The following is a 13,374-nucleotide window of genomic DNA, read 5'->3' on the forward strand; positions in this document are numbered from 1 at the left end:
CGATTATCCGAGGCATCGTTAGTTAAGATGGCAAGCCGGCCCAAGATCGGCACCATTTGGTCAGATAAAAGGGAATTTATGTCTTCTTACAAGGACCTTCTCGCTCAGCGAGAGAAGCTGGAGAAGCAGATCGAAGAAGCCAAGTCGCGCGAATACGCGGAGGTATTGAGCGACGTCAAGCAAAAGATCGCCGATTACGGTTTCACGCTCGCAGAACTCGGTCTCGGTCGTGGCAAAGTCGGAAAGGCGGGTCGTCCCCGCGCCGGCGTCGCGGCGAAATACCGCGATCCGGAATCCGGCGCGACCTGGTCGGGCCGTGGGAAGCCTCCTCGCTGGATCGCCGGCAAGAATCGCGAGCAATTCGCAATCTGAGCGCAACCTGCCTGCCAAACACAAAAGGTCACGCCCCTTGACGGGGAGCGTGGCCTTTTGTGTTTTGGAAACCGGCGCCCGCGGCCGGCATTTGTCACATAAATGTCATGTTTAGTTGTAAATGAAAATGCGTTGCGTTTACATAAGCGATTGATTTTGCTTGTTTTTTTGGCCCGGACCCGATCGCTTTCAAGACTCGCTTGATAGAATTGCGGTATCTTTCGCCGCATTCGATATTTCATGTCTACATTTTCAAACGACGACCTGGCCTCGGAAAAGCAGGCGGTCGCTCGCAAGAGCACGTTCGTCAGCATCGTGCTCAACGTGATTCTGGCGACGTTGCAGGTGGCTGTCGGTCTAATTGCGCATTCCCAAGCTTTGATTGCGGATGGCGTCCACTCTTTGTCGGATTTGGTTTCCGATTTTGTGGTGCTGCTCGCGAATCGACACAGCGGCGCAAAACCGGACGCCGATCACAATTACGGCCATAGCCGTTATGAAACGGTCGCTTCATTCTTTCTCGGCGCGATCCTGATCGCAGTCGGCGTCGGGATGCTGTGGCGCGCCGGCGATCGGCTCGTGCATCTCGAAGACATTCCGCCCGTCCATGCGAGTGCGCTCGCGGTCGCCGTCGTCGTGCTGCTGTCGAAGGAGGGGCTGTTCCGCTACATGCTGCGCGAGGCGCAGCGCGTGCGCTCGGCGATGCTCGTCGCGAACGCGTGGCACGCGCGTTCGGATGCCGCGTCGTCGCTCGTCGTCGCGCTCGGCATCATCGGCAGCCTCGCCGGCGTGCGCGTCCTCGATCCGATCGCCGCGGCGATCGTCGGCTTCATGGTCGCGCGGATGGGCTGGACCTTCGGCTGGGACGCGCTGCAGGATCTGTCGGACCGTGCGCTCGACGAGAACGCGTCCGCCGAGATCCGCGCGCTCATCGTGTCGACGCCCGGCGTGCGCGACGTGCACGATCTGCGCACCCGCAAGATGGGCGACTCGGCGCTCGTCGACGCGCACATCCTCGTCGATCCGATGATGTCCGTCTCGGAGGGGCACTACATCGCGGAGGCCGCGCGGGCGCGCGTGCTCACCGACCGGCGCGTGCTCGACGCGCTGATCCACGTCGATCCGGAGCATGATGTCGCGCGCCGCATGGTGCTCGACCTGCCGCCTCGCGACCAGATCGAGGGACAAATCGAGGCGACGCTCGCAAAGGCCGGGCTGCGGGCAAGCGCGATCAACCTGCACTATCTGAGCACGGGGCTCGAAATCGACATCACGCTCGCGCAGGACGCGCACGCAGGCGGCGAGCGCGCGGCCGACGGCGATCCGGCCGCTCGTTTGGACATCGAAGCATTGAAGCGCCGGTTCGGCGCACGGCGCCTCGGCATTTCGCGCGCGCTGGCGTCGAGCGATGCGGCGACGGTCGGCCGGCCGCTCTGACTGGACGATGCGCGGCGCGCGGACACGCGCCGCTTGCCGCGACGTATGCGCGAAGCGCCCACGCACCGGAGCGCCCGCGGTGCTCCAAGCGCGTCAGAGCGGCAACTGCGTGTCGAACTTGATCTCGCGCAGCACGACGCTCGTGCGCACTTGCGACACGGCGGGAATCTTGAAGATCCGCTCGTGCAGGAAGACGTCGTAAGCCTTGATGTCGGGCGCGACGATCTTGAGGATGTAATCGGCTTCGCCCGTCGTGCTGTAGCACTCGGTCACTTCGGGGCAGGTCGCGATCTCCCGCTCGAACTGCTCGACGCCGCCCTCGTTGTGGCGGGTCAGATGGACATGCGCGAGCGCGCAGATATGGAGCCCGAGCTTCTCCCGATCGAGGAGGGCGGTGTAGCGCTGGATCACGCCGGACTGCTCCATGTCCTTGATGCGGCGCCAGCACGGCGTGCTGGAGAGGCCGACCTGATCGGAGATCTCCTGCACGGAGCGGCGCGCGTCGAGCTGCAACAGGCGAAGGATTTTTTGCGAAAAGGTATCGAGGGTCACCTGCGCCTCCAAAGCGGCTACAACATTTGGCAATGGTAGAGGCGGGTGGAAGGAAAGGCAATCCGAAGCGGTTAAAACGAGCGATATTCGCTAATTTCTCGGGCCGTCAGCGGCATTTTGTGCTGATTCGTCTGCTTCTTCCAGCAGCGGCGCGGACGCCTTCGCGGCCTGCATCGCGCGCAGGTCGGCGAGCATGTTGCAAAAGAGCGCGCCCTGTTCGATCGCGTCGTCGAGCGCGATATGCGTGTGCGGATGGTCGTCGAACCAGTGCTTCGGGAAGCGCGGCTTGATCGCCTTGCGGTACGGCAGACCCGTCAGCGCGAACGCGAGCGTCTTGATGTCGAGCGCCGACCACGAGAACGGGCAGCGTCCGGCGAAACGCATCATGTACCAGAACATGAACGTGAAATCGAAGCCCGCCGGCATCGCGACGAACACCGGCTTGCCGGGCAGCGCCTCGACCCATTCAGCGTACGCGACGAGCGCCGCCTCCGGCGCCTGCAGATCGCGCCGGCATGCGGCCCACGCTTCCGGCTGCGTCTTCCACCACGCGTCCTGCACCGGATGCGGCGCCGCGCCCGGCAGCAGCTCGAGATTGGCGGAGAACGTCGCGATCAGTTGCTTGTCCTCGGTGAACGCGGCGGACGCGAAGCTCAACATCGAATGCGGGCCCGGGATCGGGCCGTCCGCCTCGACATCGGTGCTGACGTAGATTTCTCGGCTCGTGACGGTCGTCGCAACGTTCATCCTGCCACCCCGTCTGCAACGAACGGATTCGTTCGGCGCTCGTCGCCGAACGTCGACACGGGGCCGTGGCCGGGGACGAACGTCACGTCGTCGCCGAGCGGCCAGAGCTTTTCGCGGATCGAGCGAATCAGGTCCGCGTGATTGCCGCGCGGGAAATCGGTGCGGCCGATCGAGCCGGCGAACAGCACGTCGCCGACGATCGCGAGCCGGTGCGCGCGGCTGAAGAACACGACATGGCCGGGCGTATGGCCCGGGCAGTGATAGACCTCGAGCGTTTCGCCGCCGAACGTGACGGTGTCGCCGTCGTCGAGCCAGCGGTCGGGCTCGAACGTCTCGGCGGCCGGAAAGCCGAAGCGTTCGCTCTGCATCGGCAGCTTCTCGATCCAGAAGCGTTCTTCTTCCTGCGGCCCCTCGATCGACACGCCGTAATGCGCGGCGAGCCGCTTCGCCCCGGCGCAATGGTCGACGTGGCCGTGCGTGAGCAGCACCTTCTCGACCTCGACATTCTGCCGCGCGATTTCCTGTTCGATCAGATCGAGATCGCCGCCGGGATCGACGATGGCGGCGCGTCCCGTCTTCTCGCAGACGAGCAGCGAGCAGTTCTGCTGGAACGGCGTGACCGGAATGAGCGTGACTTTCATGGCGCGAGCGGCGGCTAAAAGCCCTGATTGTACTGGCCGGGCGGATTGCCCGCCGCGCGCGGCGACTCAATATCGATTGTTTCGGTCATAGAGAGAATCAATCGTCCGGGCCCGCCGTTTTTGAGGTGACCGTTTTCGTTTATGTATAATGCGACCCAGTGTACGTGGGAGACCACGTCGTCAGCGGGTGTTCGGAGTCCGTTTTTTTCGGTTCTTCCGACACCGTCAATGCAATAGCCCGCCGGATGTCCGGCGGTGCATCCAGTACCGATTCGTCGGTGCTCACGTCTTGTCCGGCCGGGCGCAACGCGTCCGCCGCGGCCCTGCTGCCGCGACGCCGGATGAGGCCTATGCCGCCGTTCCTGCGCGTTTGAGTCTACGACGCGCACGAACGTGGAAGCCATGTTCGATTGGCGGCATGTGGGGTCTGGTCAGGCTGCCGGGGACAGGTTGCGCCAGACGTGAAAGCTAATCAGGACCGGTTGCGGCAGAACGTGAGCCGCGCCAGATGCAGGCCGCCCGCGCGCGAGCGCGAATGGGGCGTGCATGTCCGTCCGGGTCGCATCGGTAAAAAGCGGCCCGTACAAGCAGGCGACACGTCGATGAGATTTCGATTACCGAGGCACCTCGGGACTCTAGCTGTATTTTTCGCGCTGACAGGCTGCGCGGTGCCGCCGAACGCACCGACCGCCGAACAGGCGAAAGGCGCTGCGTCGAAGGACGCGCTGCGCACGGCCGCTTCGGGCGCGGCCAACAACAACAAGGAAACGGCGGGCGCACCGCTGAACTTCGACACGGCGCTCGCCTCGATGCCCGCCGCGGGCTCGCAGGATGCGTCGCGCCCATCGCTCGCGGACGCGAAGCCGATCGACGCCGCCGACGTCTCCGACTTCCGCCAGACCGGCCGGGCGTCGTGGTACGGCAAGGGCTTCCACGGCCGCCGCACCGCGAACGGCGAACGCTTCAACATGAACGAACTCACGGCCGCGCACCGGACGCTGCCGCTCGCGTCGTACGTGCGCGTGACGAACCAGGCGAACGGCAAGTCGGTCGTCGTGAAGATCAACGATCGCGGCCCGTTCTCGCGCGGCCGGATTCTCGATCTGTCGTATGCGGCGGCGAAGGTGATCGGCCTCGTCCACGCGGGCACCGCGCGGGTGAAGATCCAGGGCCTGTCGCCGGCGGAGGCGCGTGTCGCCCGCGACGAGACGCTCGCGTCGAACGCGGCGAAGTAATCGCGACGAACGCGTCGCGTCGGCCGAAAGTCGACCGAATGCATACGGAAAGGGCCGCCTCGCTGCGGCCCTTTCGCTTTTGCGGCGAGTCCTTACCCTTCCTCTTCGTCCTTCAGCGCGAGCGCCCGCGCGTATAGCGCGTTGCGTGACGCGCCCGTCAACGCCGCGGCGAGCTTCGCCGCGCTCTTCACCGGCACTTCGTCGAGCAGCAGCTTGAGCAGCGCATCGTGCGCGCTTTCGTCGGCGGCGTGATCGTCCTCAGGTGCGCGTTCGACGACGAGCACGAACTCGCCGCGCTGCCGGTTCGCGTCGGCGCGCAGCCACGTTGGCCCTTCGGCCAGCGTGCCCTCGAACAACTCCTCGTGTAGCTTGGTGAGCTCGCGCGCGATCAGCAGGCGACGCGCGCCACCGAGCACGGCCGCGAGCGCTTCGACCGTCTCGACGATCCGGTGCGGCGCCTCGTAGAACACGAGCGCGTACGGATGCGCCTTCAATTGCTGAAGCGCCGCGTCGCGCTGCTTCGGCTTCGGCGGCAGGAAGCCCGCGAACGTGAACGCGCCGGCCCAGTCGCCCGCGACGCTCACGGCCGCGCTCGCCGCGCTCGCGCCCGGCAGCGGGATCACGCCGTGGCCGGCGGCGCGCACCGCGTCGACGAGCTTCGCGCCCGGATCGGAAATGCCCGGCGTGCCGGCGTCCGACACGTACGCGATCCGCTCGCCCGCGCGCAGGTGGTCGATCAGCTTCGCCGCGGCCGCGCGCTCGTTGTGCTCGTGCACCGCGACGAGCGGCTTCGAGATTCCGTAGCGCGCGAGCAGCTGGCCCGTGTTGCGCGTGTCCTCGGCGGCGATGCGGTCGGCGAGCGCGAGCACGTGCAGCGCGCGCAGCGTGATGTCGGCGGCGTTGCCGATCGGCGTCGCGACGACGTAGAGGGCGCCCGTCGGATACTGCTGCGCCTGCGCAAGATCGAGGAGGGAAGTCATGACACGAAAGGCGCCCGCACACGGCGCAAACGGAAGAAGCACCGCATTGTGCCACGCGCGCGCGGCGCGGCAGGAGGCGGACGGCGCCAAAGCCGCGCCGCGCGACAACTTTTCTGCGGCGGCCGGGTCCAAGCGCGTCGTCGGCGCTGCGTTCGAGACGCGCGCGCAGCGCTTCCTCGAGCGCGCGGGACTCGCGCTCGTCGCACGCAACGTGACCGTGCGCGGCGGCGAAATCGACCTGGTCATGCGCGAGCGCGACGGCACGCTCGTGTTCGTCGAAGTGCGCGCACGCACGAGCGGCCGCTACGGCGGCGCGGCGGCGAGCGTCGGCGCGCGCAAGCGAAAGCGGCTCGTGCTCGCCGCGCACGCGTTCTGGGCGCGAACGGGCGGCGCCAGCCCGTGCCGCTTCGACGTCGTCGCGTTCGAAGGCGGCCGGCTCGAGTGGCTGCGCGACGCATTTCGCGTCGACGAGGCCGGCTAGCTTGTGTCGAGATGTAAGGAGTTGCGGCGACGGTCTGGCGGTGAGGGCGGAGTGCGGTAAACTCGCCGCACTCACGATGCCGCGCGACACAGACCACGCGCGTAGTACCCGATTAGGAATCGATGTCAGTCGAACGTATTCAGCAACATATTCGCGACAGCGCCGCGCTCGTCCATGAAGCGCTCGATGCGCTGTCCCTGCCGATCGCCGCAGCCGTCGACGCGATGTTCATGGCGCTTGCGAACGGCAACAAGATCGTCGCATGCGGCGACGGCCCGTCGGCCGCGGCGGCCGAGCGGCTCGCCGCCGCGCTGATCGGCGGATTCGAGCGCGAGCGGCCCGGCTTGCCGGGGCTTGCGCTCCATGCCGACGCGAGCCGCGCGGGCGCGGGCGATGCCGGCCAGATCTTTGCGCAACAAGTGCGCGCGCTCGGCCAGACGGGCGACGTGCTGCTCGTGCTCGACCCGCTCGGCGAATCGCCGCGCGTGCTGGCCGCGGTCGAAGAGGCGCGCGAGCGCGAGATGATCGTCGTCGCGCTGACGGGCAACGGGGGCGGGCACCTCGGCGCGTCGCTCGCCGACACCGATATTCAGATCTGCGTGCCGTCCGAACGGGCGGCGCGCATCCAGGAAGTCCATCTGCTGACCATCCACTGCCTGTGCGACGGCATCGACGCGATGCTGCTGGGCGAGGATTGATTCGAAGGAGAGCCGTCGATGAGTAACAGCCGCGTCAGACAGACGCTAGTGAGAACCACGCTCGTGATCGGCCTGTCGGCCGGCCTTGCCGCAACGCTGCAGGGCTGCGTGCTCGCGGTCGCCGGCGCGGCGGCGGGCGGCGGCGCGCTCGTCGCGACCGATCGCCGCACGCTCGGCGCGCAGACCGAGGATCGCGAGATCCAGGTGAAGGCGCTGACGCAGATGAACAACGGGCTGCCGGACGGCTCGCACGTGAACGTGACGGTGTTCAACCGCCGCGTGCTGCTGACGGGCGAAGTGCCGAACGATGCGTCGAAGCAGCGCGCCGAGGAGATCGTCCGTGCGATCAACAACGTGAACACGATCGTCAACGAACTCGCGGTCGGGCCGGCGAGCTCGCTGTCCGACCGGGCGAACGACTCGTACCTCGAAGGCCGCGTGAAGACCGCGATGATCGCCGAGAAGGGCATCTCCGCGAACAACTACAAGGTGGTGTGCGAGCGCGGCAACGTCTACCTGATGGGCCTCGTGACGGGCGACGAAGGCAATCGCGGCGCGGACGTCGCGAGCCGCGTGCCGGGCGTCGAGAAGGTCGTCAAGGTGTTCCAGTACATCAAGCCGCAGGAAGCGGACGCGCTGACGGCGGCGACGCCCGCGAGCGGCGCGTCGGCCGCCGCTGCGCCCGCGACCGCGTCAGAAGGCGCGACGGTGGGCGCGGTGCCGGATTCGAGCGTTACCGCGACGCCGCTGCAGGCGCCCGCGCCGGTCTCCAATTCGACGAACGTGCATCCGGGCAATCCGAAGGCGGGGACCCAATGAGGTTCGGGAAGTACGTGAAACGGACGATGGGCGCCGCGGCCGTTGCGGCGCTCGGCTGCGCGCTGGCGAGCGCTCCGGCGCGCGCGGATGTCGGCGACGGCCTGAAAGTCGCGCGCAGCAATGCGTGCATGGGCTGCCACGCGGTGGACAGGAAGCTCGTCGGGCCGTCGTTCCAGCAGATCGCCGAGCGGTACAAGAACGACAAGCAGGCGGAACCGAAGCTCGCGAAGAAGGTGAAGGAAGGCGGCTCCGGCGTCTGGGGCGCGATTCCGATGCCCGCGCACCCGCGGATGAGCGACACGGACGTGCGCTCGGTCGTCCAATGGGTGCTGGCCGGCGCGCCGTCGAAATAACCGGCGCAAATCTGTTGCCAACCGCCGATTGGGTGATGTATGATCGTCGGCTGTTGGTGAGGGGCGGTAGCTCAGCTGGGAGAGCGTCGCGTTCGCAATGCGAAGGTCGGGAGTTCGATCCTCCTCCGCTCCACCAATCGAATTCAAGGGCTTAGCCGGATGGCTAGGCCCTTTTCATTTTGCTTTAGCGTTCGCCCCTGATTTCCACTCGGCCAACCAACGCGCGCCGCAACCATCCCGCGAACGGCGCGCGTCGTTCGTCCGCCAATCAATCACCCTCGCCCATACCTCCGCTCCAACCCCGCCGCCTTCCCTCCCTCCGGCTCGAGCTTCAGCCCGTAATACAGCACGACGAGCAACACGAGCCAAGCCGGCCCGACATAAAGCGCGATCCGCGTATCCGGGAAATAAGCCATCAACCCGATCACGAGCACGAGAAACGCGAGCGCGATCCACGACCCATACGGCCAGAACGGCATCCTAAATCGCAGTGCGCGCGCTTCGGCCGGCGCAAGGCTCGCGCGAAACTTCATCTGCGTGACGAGAATGACGCCCCACGTCCAGATCGCGCCGAACGTCGAGATCGACGTCACCCAGACGAACACCTTTTCCGGCACGAGATAGTTGAGCAGCACGCCGACGAGCAGCGCCGCCATCGACACGACGATCGCCCGGCGCGGCACGCCGCCTCCCGTCGTCTCGCCGAACGCGCGCGGTGCGTGGCCCTGTTGCGCGAGGTTGTACAGCATGCGCCCCGTGCTGAAAATGCCGCCGTTGCACGACGACAGCGCCGCCGTGAGCACGACGAAATTGATGATGCCCGCGGCCGTCTTGATGCCGAGCCGCTCGAACGTCATCACGAACGGGCTGCCTTGCGTGCCGATCTCGTTCCACGGATAGATCGACAGAATCACGAACAGCGCGCCACCGTAAAAGAGCAGGATGCGCCAGAACACCGAGTTGATCGCGCCCGGAATCGTCTTCTGCGGATTCTCCGCTTCGCCCGCCGTCAGCCCGATCATCTCGACGCCGAGATACGCGAACATCACCATCTGCATCGACATCAGCACGCCCTGCGCGCCGTTCGGGAAGAAGCCGCCGTGCGCCCAGAGATTCGAAATGCCCATCGGCACGCCGTGATTGCCGATGCCGAACGCGATCATCGCGATGCCGACCGCGATCATCACGACGATCGTCACGACCTTGATCAGCGCGAACCAGAATTCGAACTCGCCGTACGCCTTCACGGTGAGCAGGTTCACGGAGCCCATCGCGGTCAGCGCGGCGAGCGCCCAGATCCAGCGCGGCACGTCCGGGAACCAGATGCCCATGTAGATGCCGACCGCAGTGATTTCAGCGATGCAGGTGACGAGCCAGAGGAACCAGTAGTTCCAGCCCGTCAGATAGCCGGCGAGCGGCCCGAGATAGTTGCGCGCGTAACGGCTGAACGAACCTGCGACCGGCTCGTGCACTGCCATCTCGCCGAGCGCGCGCATGATCACGAAGATCACGGCGCCGCCGAGGATGTACGACAGGATGATGCCGGGGCCCGCCATCTTGATCGCGTTGGCCGAGCCGAGAAAGAGGCCGACGCCGATCGCCGCGCCGAGCGCGATCAAGCGCATCTGCCGTTGCCCGAGTCCTCGGTGTAGGTCGGTTTCGGTGCTTCTTTTCTCCATGGGGATGTCTCCTTTGGGTTTGATGAAATTGGCATGGCGCACGTCGGCGGCGTACGGCGTGCGCGCGTCTCGCATCGTCGCAGCGACGGCGAGTCGACGTGGATCGACTGAGCGAAAGTGCGCGCGCGGCTTCAGGCGCGCGCGATGCGGGCGGTTCGCTTGCGCGAGCCGGCGTGGCTTAAATGGAAGAGGGGACGGACACGGCGCGGCGAATCGGGACACGACGCCGTCCGGCGCGGTCCGCGCTCGGCGGCGATGGCTGGCATGTGGCGCGCGTATGGGTTCGCGCGGCGAATCGGTAGATGCATCGAGCAGTGTCTCCAGCATGCATGAACAGATGCCCCTCGGTCGGAGTCTGGTATTTGGCGCTATGCTAGTGGCTGTTCGCGAGTGGATGTTCCTGTATTTGTCTTAATTTCAGCAAAAGAAACTATGGCCACGTGACGACGCATCGTCGTGCACGATTCGTCCCGATTGCGTGTTCCATCCGAGCGACGACATTCACGGAGTCCGATCATGCCGATCGAGAGCAGTTGGGTTGCGTCTACAGGGTTGCCGGTAGCCATCTACGTCTTCTGTCTCGGCTATGCGTTTTTTCGTGCGTTCGGGCCGTCTCGCTCGCGCTATCCGAAACTGATGCGCGGTTATTCAGCGGCATGTGCATGCGCGATGCTCTTCGGCATGCTTGTGGCGATCGGCGTCGCGGTCCGCGCGCCCGATGCGTCGGCGCTCTCGTCGCTCGGGATCACGGTCACGTTCGGTGGGATCGTCGGCGTGTTGATCGGCTGCATGTGCGAAGCGACGGTGTCGTTCGGCAAGCGCTGGGAACGTTGACCCGGTTGCGCATTTCGGGCTCGTTCGACTGAATGCCGGGTCCGCGCGTGCGGGCTTGAAGCGGCCTGGGAAACGAACGCAAAAGCCACATTGCAACTAACGAGCAAAGGCAACGACTCGAACATCGTTTCCCGATTCGCCGATCATCGCTGCGTGCATGCACTGCGCTTTCGCAGTGGCGTTCGGCTTGATTGGCAAAAGGCGATTCAATCGCGCGAGCCCGCGCACAGGAAAGCGATGTGCCTGCGCAAGAAGAGTTATCCACGCGCGGCTCTGGAAATCCTTGGGATAACTCGCCGCCCAGCCTGTGGACCAAATCTTGATAAAACCGGCCTGGCTTCCGGGCGCGTCGAAGTTATCCTTCGCTCGCGGCGGATATTCACGCACAGCGGATATGGTTATGGAATCGATGCCGCGCTGATCCGTCAGGGAAAACCCGGGTTGTCCACAGGAAAGGGCCGCTCTTGTTAACTCTTACTACGTATACATACATCAATTAAAAGAATTGAAGACAAAGCGGCCGACGGCGCCTGTGCCGATGCCGAAAGCAGTCGACGAGCCGCATTGAACAAAGGCGCAATGGCAGGATTACCGAGAACTGTGTTCGGTTCGAATCGATTGGATGGAGAAAGGCGTGCCGATGCGTCGTCGCATCGATTCGGATTCGAGCGAGTTTGCAGTCATCGCGCGCTCGGGTTCGCGAAGGCGCACAGAAACGCGTCGGCGGAAGGAGTGATGTTGCGCGGCCGAATGCGGATTGCTGTCGTTCTCAGGCAGCGCGATCCGCAGCGGAGAGGCGGATCGACAAGCGCAAGGAAAAGACCTCGAAGAGAGCGAAACATGCATACGCAAGCATCTCCGCCGCGCGCATGCCGATGAAAAGCTTGGGCCGCGCAGCCGCGCTTATCGGCCCGGTGTCCCGTGATCGACGCCAGGAACCGCCCGCTCGACGAGCCGACGCAGCCGATGGCCGTCTGCACGGACTATCTCGTCGCGACGTTCGGGATGGGAGCGTCGTTTCCGGCCGTCGCTGCGCTCGCGGGCGCAGCGGTCGATGCGCGAGCAAGGCGCGTGCTCGGGCACGATGTCGGCCGCGCAGGGGCTCGGCATGGCCGCGGCGCTGCGCGTCGGCACTGCGCTGCACGACTGGTGCCCGCAGGCGCCGTTCGCGCTGATCGGCGGGCTGCTGCTCGTGTCCTGCGGTCCTGCGCGACGTGGCTGGGTGTGCGGCGCGCAGCCGCGGCGCAGTGAAGGCATCGATCGCGCGCCACTGGCTTGGGGCGGCGCGCGTTGCGTGACGTTCGACGGGCGACGTGCGTCAGACTGCGCAGCGTGCGATGTGGAAGCGCAGCTCCGACTCCTCCGGATCGCCGTCGCCGCTGCGCGGGCGATAGACGCCGATGCTCGTGCCGGCCGACGCGGTCGGCGCGAGCGTGACGGTCCAATCGGAATCGGACGAGTACGGGCCGATCAGGACCGTGGTCGGGTTGTGCTGCGCGACGCGCGCCTGCGGCACGCGGCTCGTCAGGCAGCGCTCGACGTCGACCGGGCTGCGCGGCGACGCGACGTAGATGATCCGGCCGCTGGGCGATTCGGCCTGCGGGCCGTTCGCCGGTGAGCCTGCGCAACCGGCGAGCGCCGCTACGGCGCCGACGAGCGCGCAGCTGGCGAGAATCTGAGTCGATTTCATGGGCGATCCAAGGTGAGTCATTCGGCAAAAACGCATCCGGATTCTATGCATTTCGCGTCGTTCCGATGCGCGACGTCGCGCGAAGGGCGGCGCGCCGAAGAGATTGGGGAAAATCCGATCGTGTCGCGAGCCTAACAAGGCATGCGCATCGTTTGTGTTAAAAATTGTTTTCGTTCGAGCGTATCGTGCCGGCTGCGATCGTTCACGACGACGTGCATCGCGCGCGAATCGAACGCCGGGCAGGCGCGATGGCATCGTGCGGAGGCGTGCGCTCATGCGTGCCCGGCCGATGCCGAGCGTGCTGGCGTGCCGAGTGTTTTGCGAGGACGGCGCGCCGTGTCGAGCATCGATTTGCGCGCGTCGGCGCGTACCGGCACGTACGCATGCATGCGCGATGCGCGGATTGAACATTCGCAATATGCGCCGCGCTTCACGCGGTAGTCCGCAGATGCGCACGATTCCCGGCCATCGGTTCCGCATCGTCGCTTCGCCACATCGGCGATGGCTTTGCAGCGCTCGCCGTCGTCCAGCCATTCGACGCGACGATTCCACGATGCGCGCGCTCGCGCACCGGCATCGCCCGTTGTTGATCCCGTCGCGACCGGCCGGCGAGATGCGACACATCCGCTCATCGAATCGAATTCGCCTCGAATTTGATCAGACAGGTTAAATCGCGAGATTCGAATGGCGTGAGCAATGCCAATGCGATGCATTTGATCGAGATCCTGGAAATTCCCGCCGATCATGCTATCTATTTGATCTTTCGGGCCGAATTCGGATCGGCTCGAAAGACGTGCGAGCCGTGTCAACGCAGCGCGCATTCGCTGCGTTATAGAACCGGCGCACGAGTGTTCAC

At 65.5% G+C, this 13,374-nt stretch carries 16 protein-coding genes and 1 tRNA gene; 9 read left to right on the forward strand and 8 right to left on the reverse strand.

Features of this window, described 5'->3' with window-relative positions:
• Nucleotides 1-78 precede the first annotated feature (78 nt).
• Nucleotides 79-372, forward strand: coding sequence for an H-NS histone family protein (locus BG90_RS08605; RefSeq protein ID WP_010107038.1), 294 nt, complete (start codon nt 79-81; stop codon nt 370-372).
• A gap of 240 nt (nt 373-612) precedes the next feature.
• Nucleotides 613-1,809: a cation diffusion facilitator family transporter gene (locus BG90_RS08610; RefSeq protein ID WP_010107037.1), complete on the forward strand. Its 1,197-nt coding sequence runs from the start codon at nt 613-615 to the stop codon at nt 1,807-1,809.
• Between the two features lie 93 nt (nt 1,810-1,902).
• Here the strand turns inward: BG90_RS08610 and BG90_RS08615 are convergent, their stop codons facing one another.
• The 3 genes from BG90_RS08615 to BG90_RS08625 form a co-directional block, all read right to left on the reverse strand.
• Nucleotides 1,903-2,361, reverse strand: coding sequence for an Lrp/AsnC family transcriptional regulator (locus tag BG90_RS08615; RefSeq protein ID WP_010107036.1), 459 nt, complete (start codon nt 2,359-2,361; stop codon nt 1,903-1,905).
• Nucleotides 2,362-2,451: 90 nt separating this feature from the next.
• Nucleotides 2,452-3,108, reverse strand: a complete 657-nt coding sequence (locus BG90_RS08620; protein WP_010107035.1) for a 3'-5' exonuclease family protein — start codon at nt 3,106-3,108, stop codon at nt 2,452-2,454.
• Nucleotides 3,105-3,749 (reverse strand): MBL fold metallo-hydrolase, encoded by a 645-nt coding sequence (locus BG90_RS08625; protein WP_010107034.1) that lies wholly within the window; start codon nt 3,747-3,749, stop codon nt 3,105-3,107. The genes BG90_RS08620 and BG90_RS08625 overlap by 4 nt, the downstream gene beginning before the upstream one ends.
• 602 nt (nt 3,750-4,351) lie before the next feature.
• On the opposite strand from BG90_RS08625, the gene BG90_RS08630 reads away from it, so the two are divergent.
• Nucleotides 4,352-4,984: a septal ring lytic transglycosylase RlpA family protein gene (locus BG90_RS08630; protein WP_010107032.1), complete on the forward strand. Its 633-nt coding sequence runs from the start codon at nt 4,352-4,354 to the stop codon at nt 4,982-4,984.
• Nucleotides 4,985-5,076: 92 nt separating this feature from the next.
• Here BG90_RS08630 and rsmI read toward each other — a convergent pair whose 3' ends face one another.
• Nucleotides 5,077-5,964 (reverse strand): 16S rRNA (cytidine(1402)-2'-O)-methyltransferase, encoded by an 888-nt coding sequence (gene rsmI / locus BG90_RS08635; RefSeq protein WP_010107031.1) that lies wholly within the window; start codon nt 5,962-5,964, stop codon nt 5,077-5,079.
• Between the two features lie 46 nt (nt 5,965-6,010).
• Here rsmI and BG90_RS08640 point away from each other — a divergent pair, with 46 nt between their 5' ends.
• The 5 genes from BG90_RS08640 to BG90_RS08660 all read left to right on the forward strand — a co-directional run bounded on the left by BG90_RS08640 (nt 6,011) and on the right by BG90_RS08660 (nt 8,451).
• The gene (locus BG90_RS08640) at nt 6,011-6,445 is read left to right on the forward strand and encodes a YraN family protein (protein WP_045568113.1); all 435 of its coding nucleotides are present in this window, start codon (nt 6,011-6,013) and stop codon (nt 6,443-6,445) included.
• 122 nt (nt 6,446-6,567) lie between these two features.
• Nucleotides 6,568-7,143 carry an SIS domain-containing protein gene (locus BG90_RS08645; protein ID WP_010107029.1) on the forward strand — a complete coding sequence of 192 codons (576 nt, stop codon included), beginning with the start codon at nt 6,568-6,570 and terminating at the stop codon, nt 7,141-7,143.
• A gap of 18 nt (nt 7,144-7,161) precedes the next feature.
• Nucleotides 7,162-7,962: a BON domain-containing protein gene (locus tag BG90_RS08650; protein WP_010107028.1), complete on the forward strand. Its 801-nt coding sequence runs from the start codon at nt 7,162-7,164 to the stop codon at nt 7,960-7,962.
• Entirely contained in the window at nt 7,959-8,315 is a 357-nt protein-coding gene (locus BG90_RS08655) for a c-type cytochrome (protein ID WP_010107026.1), read from the forward strand. Before BG90_RS08650 ends, BG90_RS08655 begins: the two co-directional genes overlap by 4 nt.
• 60 nt (nt 8,316-8,375) lie before the next feature.
• Nucleotides 8,376-8,451: transfer RNA gene (locus tag BG90_RS08660), tRNA-Ala, on the forward strand.
• Between the two features lie 136 nt (nt 8,452-8,587).
• Here the strand turns inward: BG90_RS08660 and BG90_RS08665 are convergent.
• The gene (locus BG90_RS08665; protein WP_010117365.1) at nt 8,588-9,994 is read right to left on the reverse strand and encodes an amino acid permease; all 1,407 of its coding nucleotides are present in this window, start codon (nt 9,992-9,994) and stop codon (nt 8,588-8,590) included.
• Between the two features lie 516 nt (nt 9,995-10,510).
• On the opposite strand from BG90_RS08665, the gene BG90_RS08670 reads away from it, so the two are divergent.
• On the forward strand, nt 10,511-10,828 hold the full coding sequence (locus tag BG90_RS08670) for a hypothetical protein (RefSeq protein ID WP_025990038.1): 318 nt from the start codon (nt 10,511-10,513) through the stop codon (nt 10,826-10,828).
• Nucleotides 10,829-10,924: 96 nt separating this feature from the next.
• Here BG90_RS08670 and BG90_RS36105 read toward each other — a convergent pair whose 3' ends face one another.
• The 3 genes from BG90_RS36105 to BG90_RS34885 all read right to left on the reverse strand — a co-directional run bounded on the left by BG90_RS36105 (nt 10,925) and on the right by BG90_RS34885 (nt 13,264).
• Nucleotides 10,925-11,215, reverse strand: a complete 291-nt coding sequence (locus BG90_RS36105) for a hypothetical protein (RefSeq protein ID WP_157135633.1) — start codon at nt 11,213-11,215, stop codon at nt 10,925-10,927.
• A 931-nt stretch (nt 11,216-12,146) separates the two neighbouring features.
• Nucleotides 12,147-12,518 (reverse strand): hypothetical protein, encoded by a 372-nt coding sequence (locus BG90_RS08675; protein ID WP_010107020.1) that lies wholly within the window; start codon nt 12,516-12,518, stop codon nt 12,147-12,149.
• 272 nt (nt 12,519-12,790) lie between these two features.
• The gene (locus BG90_RS34885) at nt 12,791-13,264 is read right to left on the reverse strand and encodes a hypothetical protein (protein ID WP_124072246.1); all 474 of its coding nucleotides are present in this window, start codon (nt 13,262-13,264) and stop codon (nt 12,791-12,793) included.
• Nucleotides 13,265-13,374 lie beyond the last annotated feature (110 nt).

The sequence above is a fragment of the Burkholderia oklahomensis C6786 genome, assembly GCF_000959365.1.
GTDB classification, from domain to species: Bacteria; Pseudomonadota; Gammaproteobacteria; order Burkholderiales; family Burkholderiaceae; genus Burkholderia; species Burkholderia oklahomensis.

Excerpts from the sequence above, each read along its gene's own strand:
- BG90_RS08620 (WP_010107035.1), bottom strand. The coding sequence starts at position 3,108 with ATGAACGTTGCGACGACCGTCACGAGCCGAGAAATCTACGTCAGCACC.
- BG90_RS08675 (WP_010107020.1), bottom strand. The coding sequence starts at position 12,518 with ATGAAATCGACTCAGATTCTCGCCAGCTGCGCGCTCGTCGGCGCCGTA.
- BG90_RS08665 (WP_010117365.1), bottom strand. The coding sequence starts at position 9,994 with ATGGAGAAAAGAAGCACCGAAACCGACCTACACCGAGGACTCGGGCAA.
- BG90_RS08645 (WP_010107029.1), top strand. The coding sequence starts at position 6,568 with ATGTCAGTCGAACGTATTCAGCAACATATTCGCGACAGCGCCGCGCTC.
- BG90_RS08605 (WP_010107038.1), top strand. The coding sequence starts at position 79 with ATGTCTTCTTACAAGGACCTTCTCGCTCAGCGAGAGAAGCTGGAGAAG.
- rsmI (WP_010107031.1), bottom strand. The coding sequence starts at position 5,964 with ATGACTTCCCTCCTCGATCTTGCGCAGGCGCAGCAGTATCCGACGGGC.
- BG90_RS08650 (WP_010107028.1), top strand. The coding sequence starts at position 7,162 with ATGAGTAACAGCCGCGTCAGACAGACGCTAGTGAGAACCACGCTCGTG.
- BG90_RS08630 (WP_010107032.1), top strand. The coding sequence starts at position 4,352 with ATGAGATTTCGATTACCGAGGCACCTCGGGACTCTAGCTGTATTTTTC.
- BG90_RS08655 (WP_010107026.1), top strand. The coding sequence starts at position 7,959 with ATGAGGTTCGGGAAGTACGTGAAACGGACGATGGGCGCCGCGGCCGTT.
- BG90_RS08610 (WP_010107037.1), top strand. The coding sequence starts at position 613 with ATGTCTACATTTTCAAACGACGACCTGGCCTCGGAAAAGCAGGCGGTC.
- BG90_RS08670 (WP_025990038.1), top strand. The coding sequence starts at position 10,511 with ATGCCGATCGAGAGCAGTTGGGTTGCGTCTACAGGGTTGCCGGTAGCC.
- BG90_RS34885 (WP_124072246.1), bottom strand. The coding sequence starts at position 13,264 with ATGATCGGCGGGAATTTCCAGGATCTCGATCAAATGCATCGCATTGGC.
- BG90_RS08625 (WP_010107034.1), bottom strand. The coding sequence starts at position 3,749 with ATGAAAGTCACGCTCATTCCGGTCACGCCGTTCCAGCAGAACTGCTCG.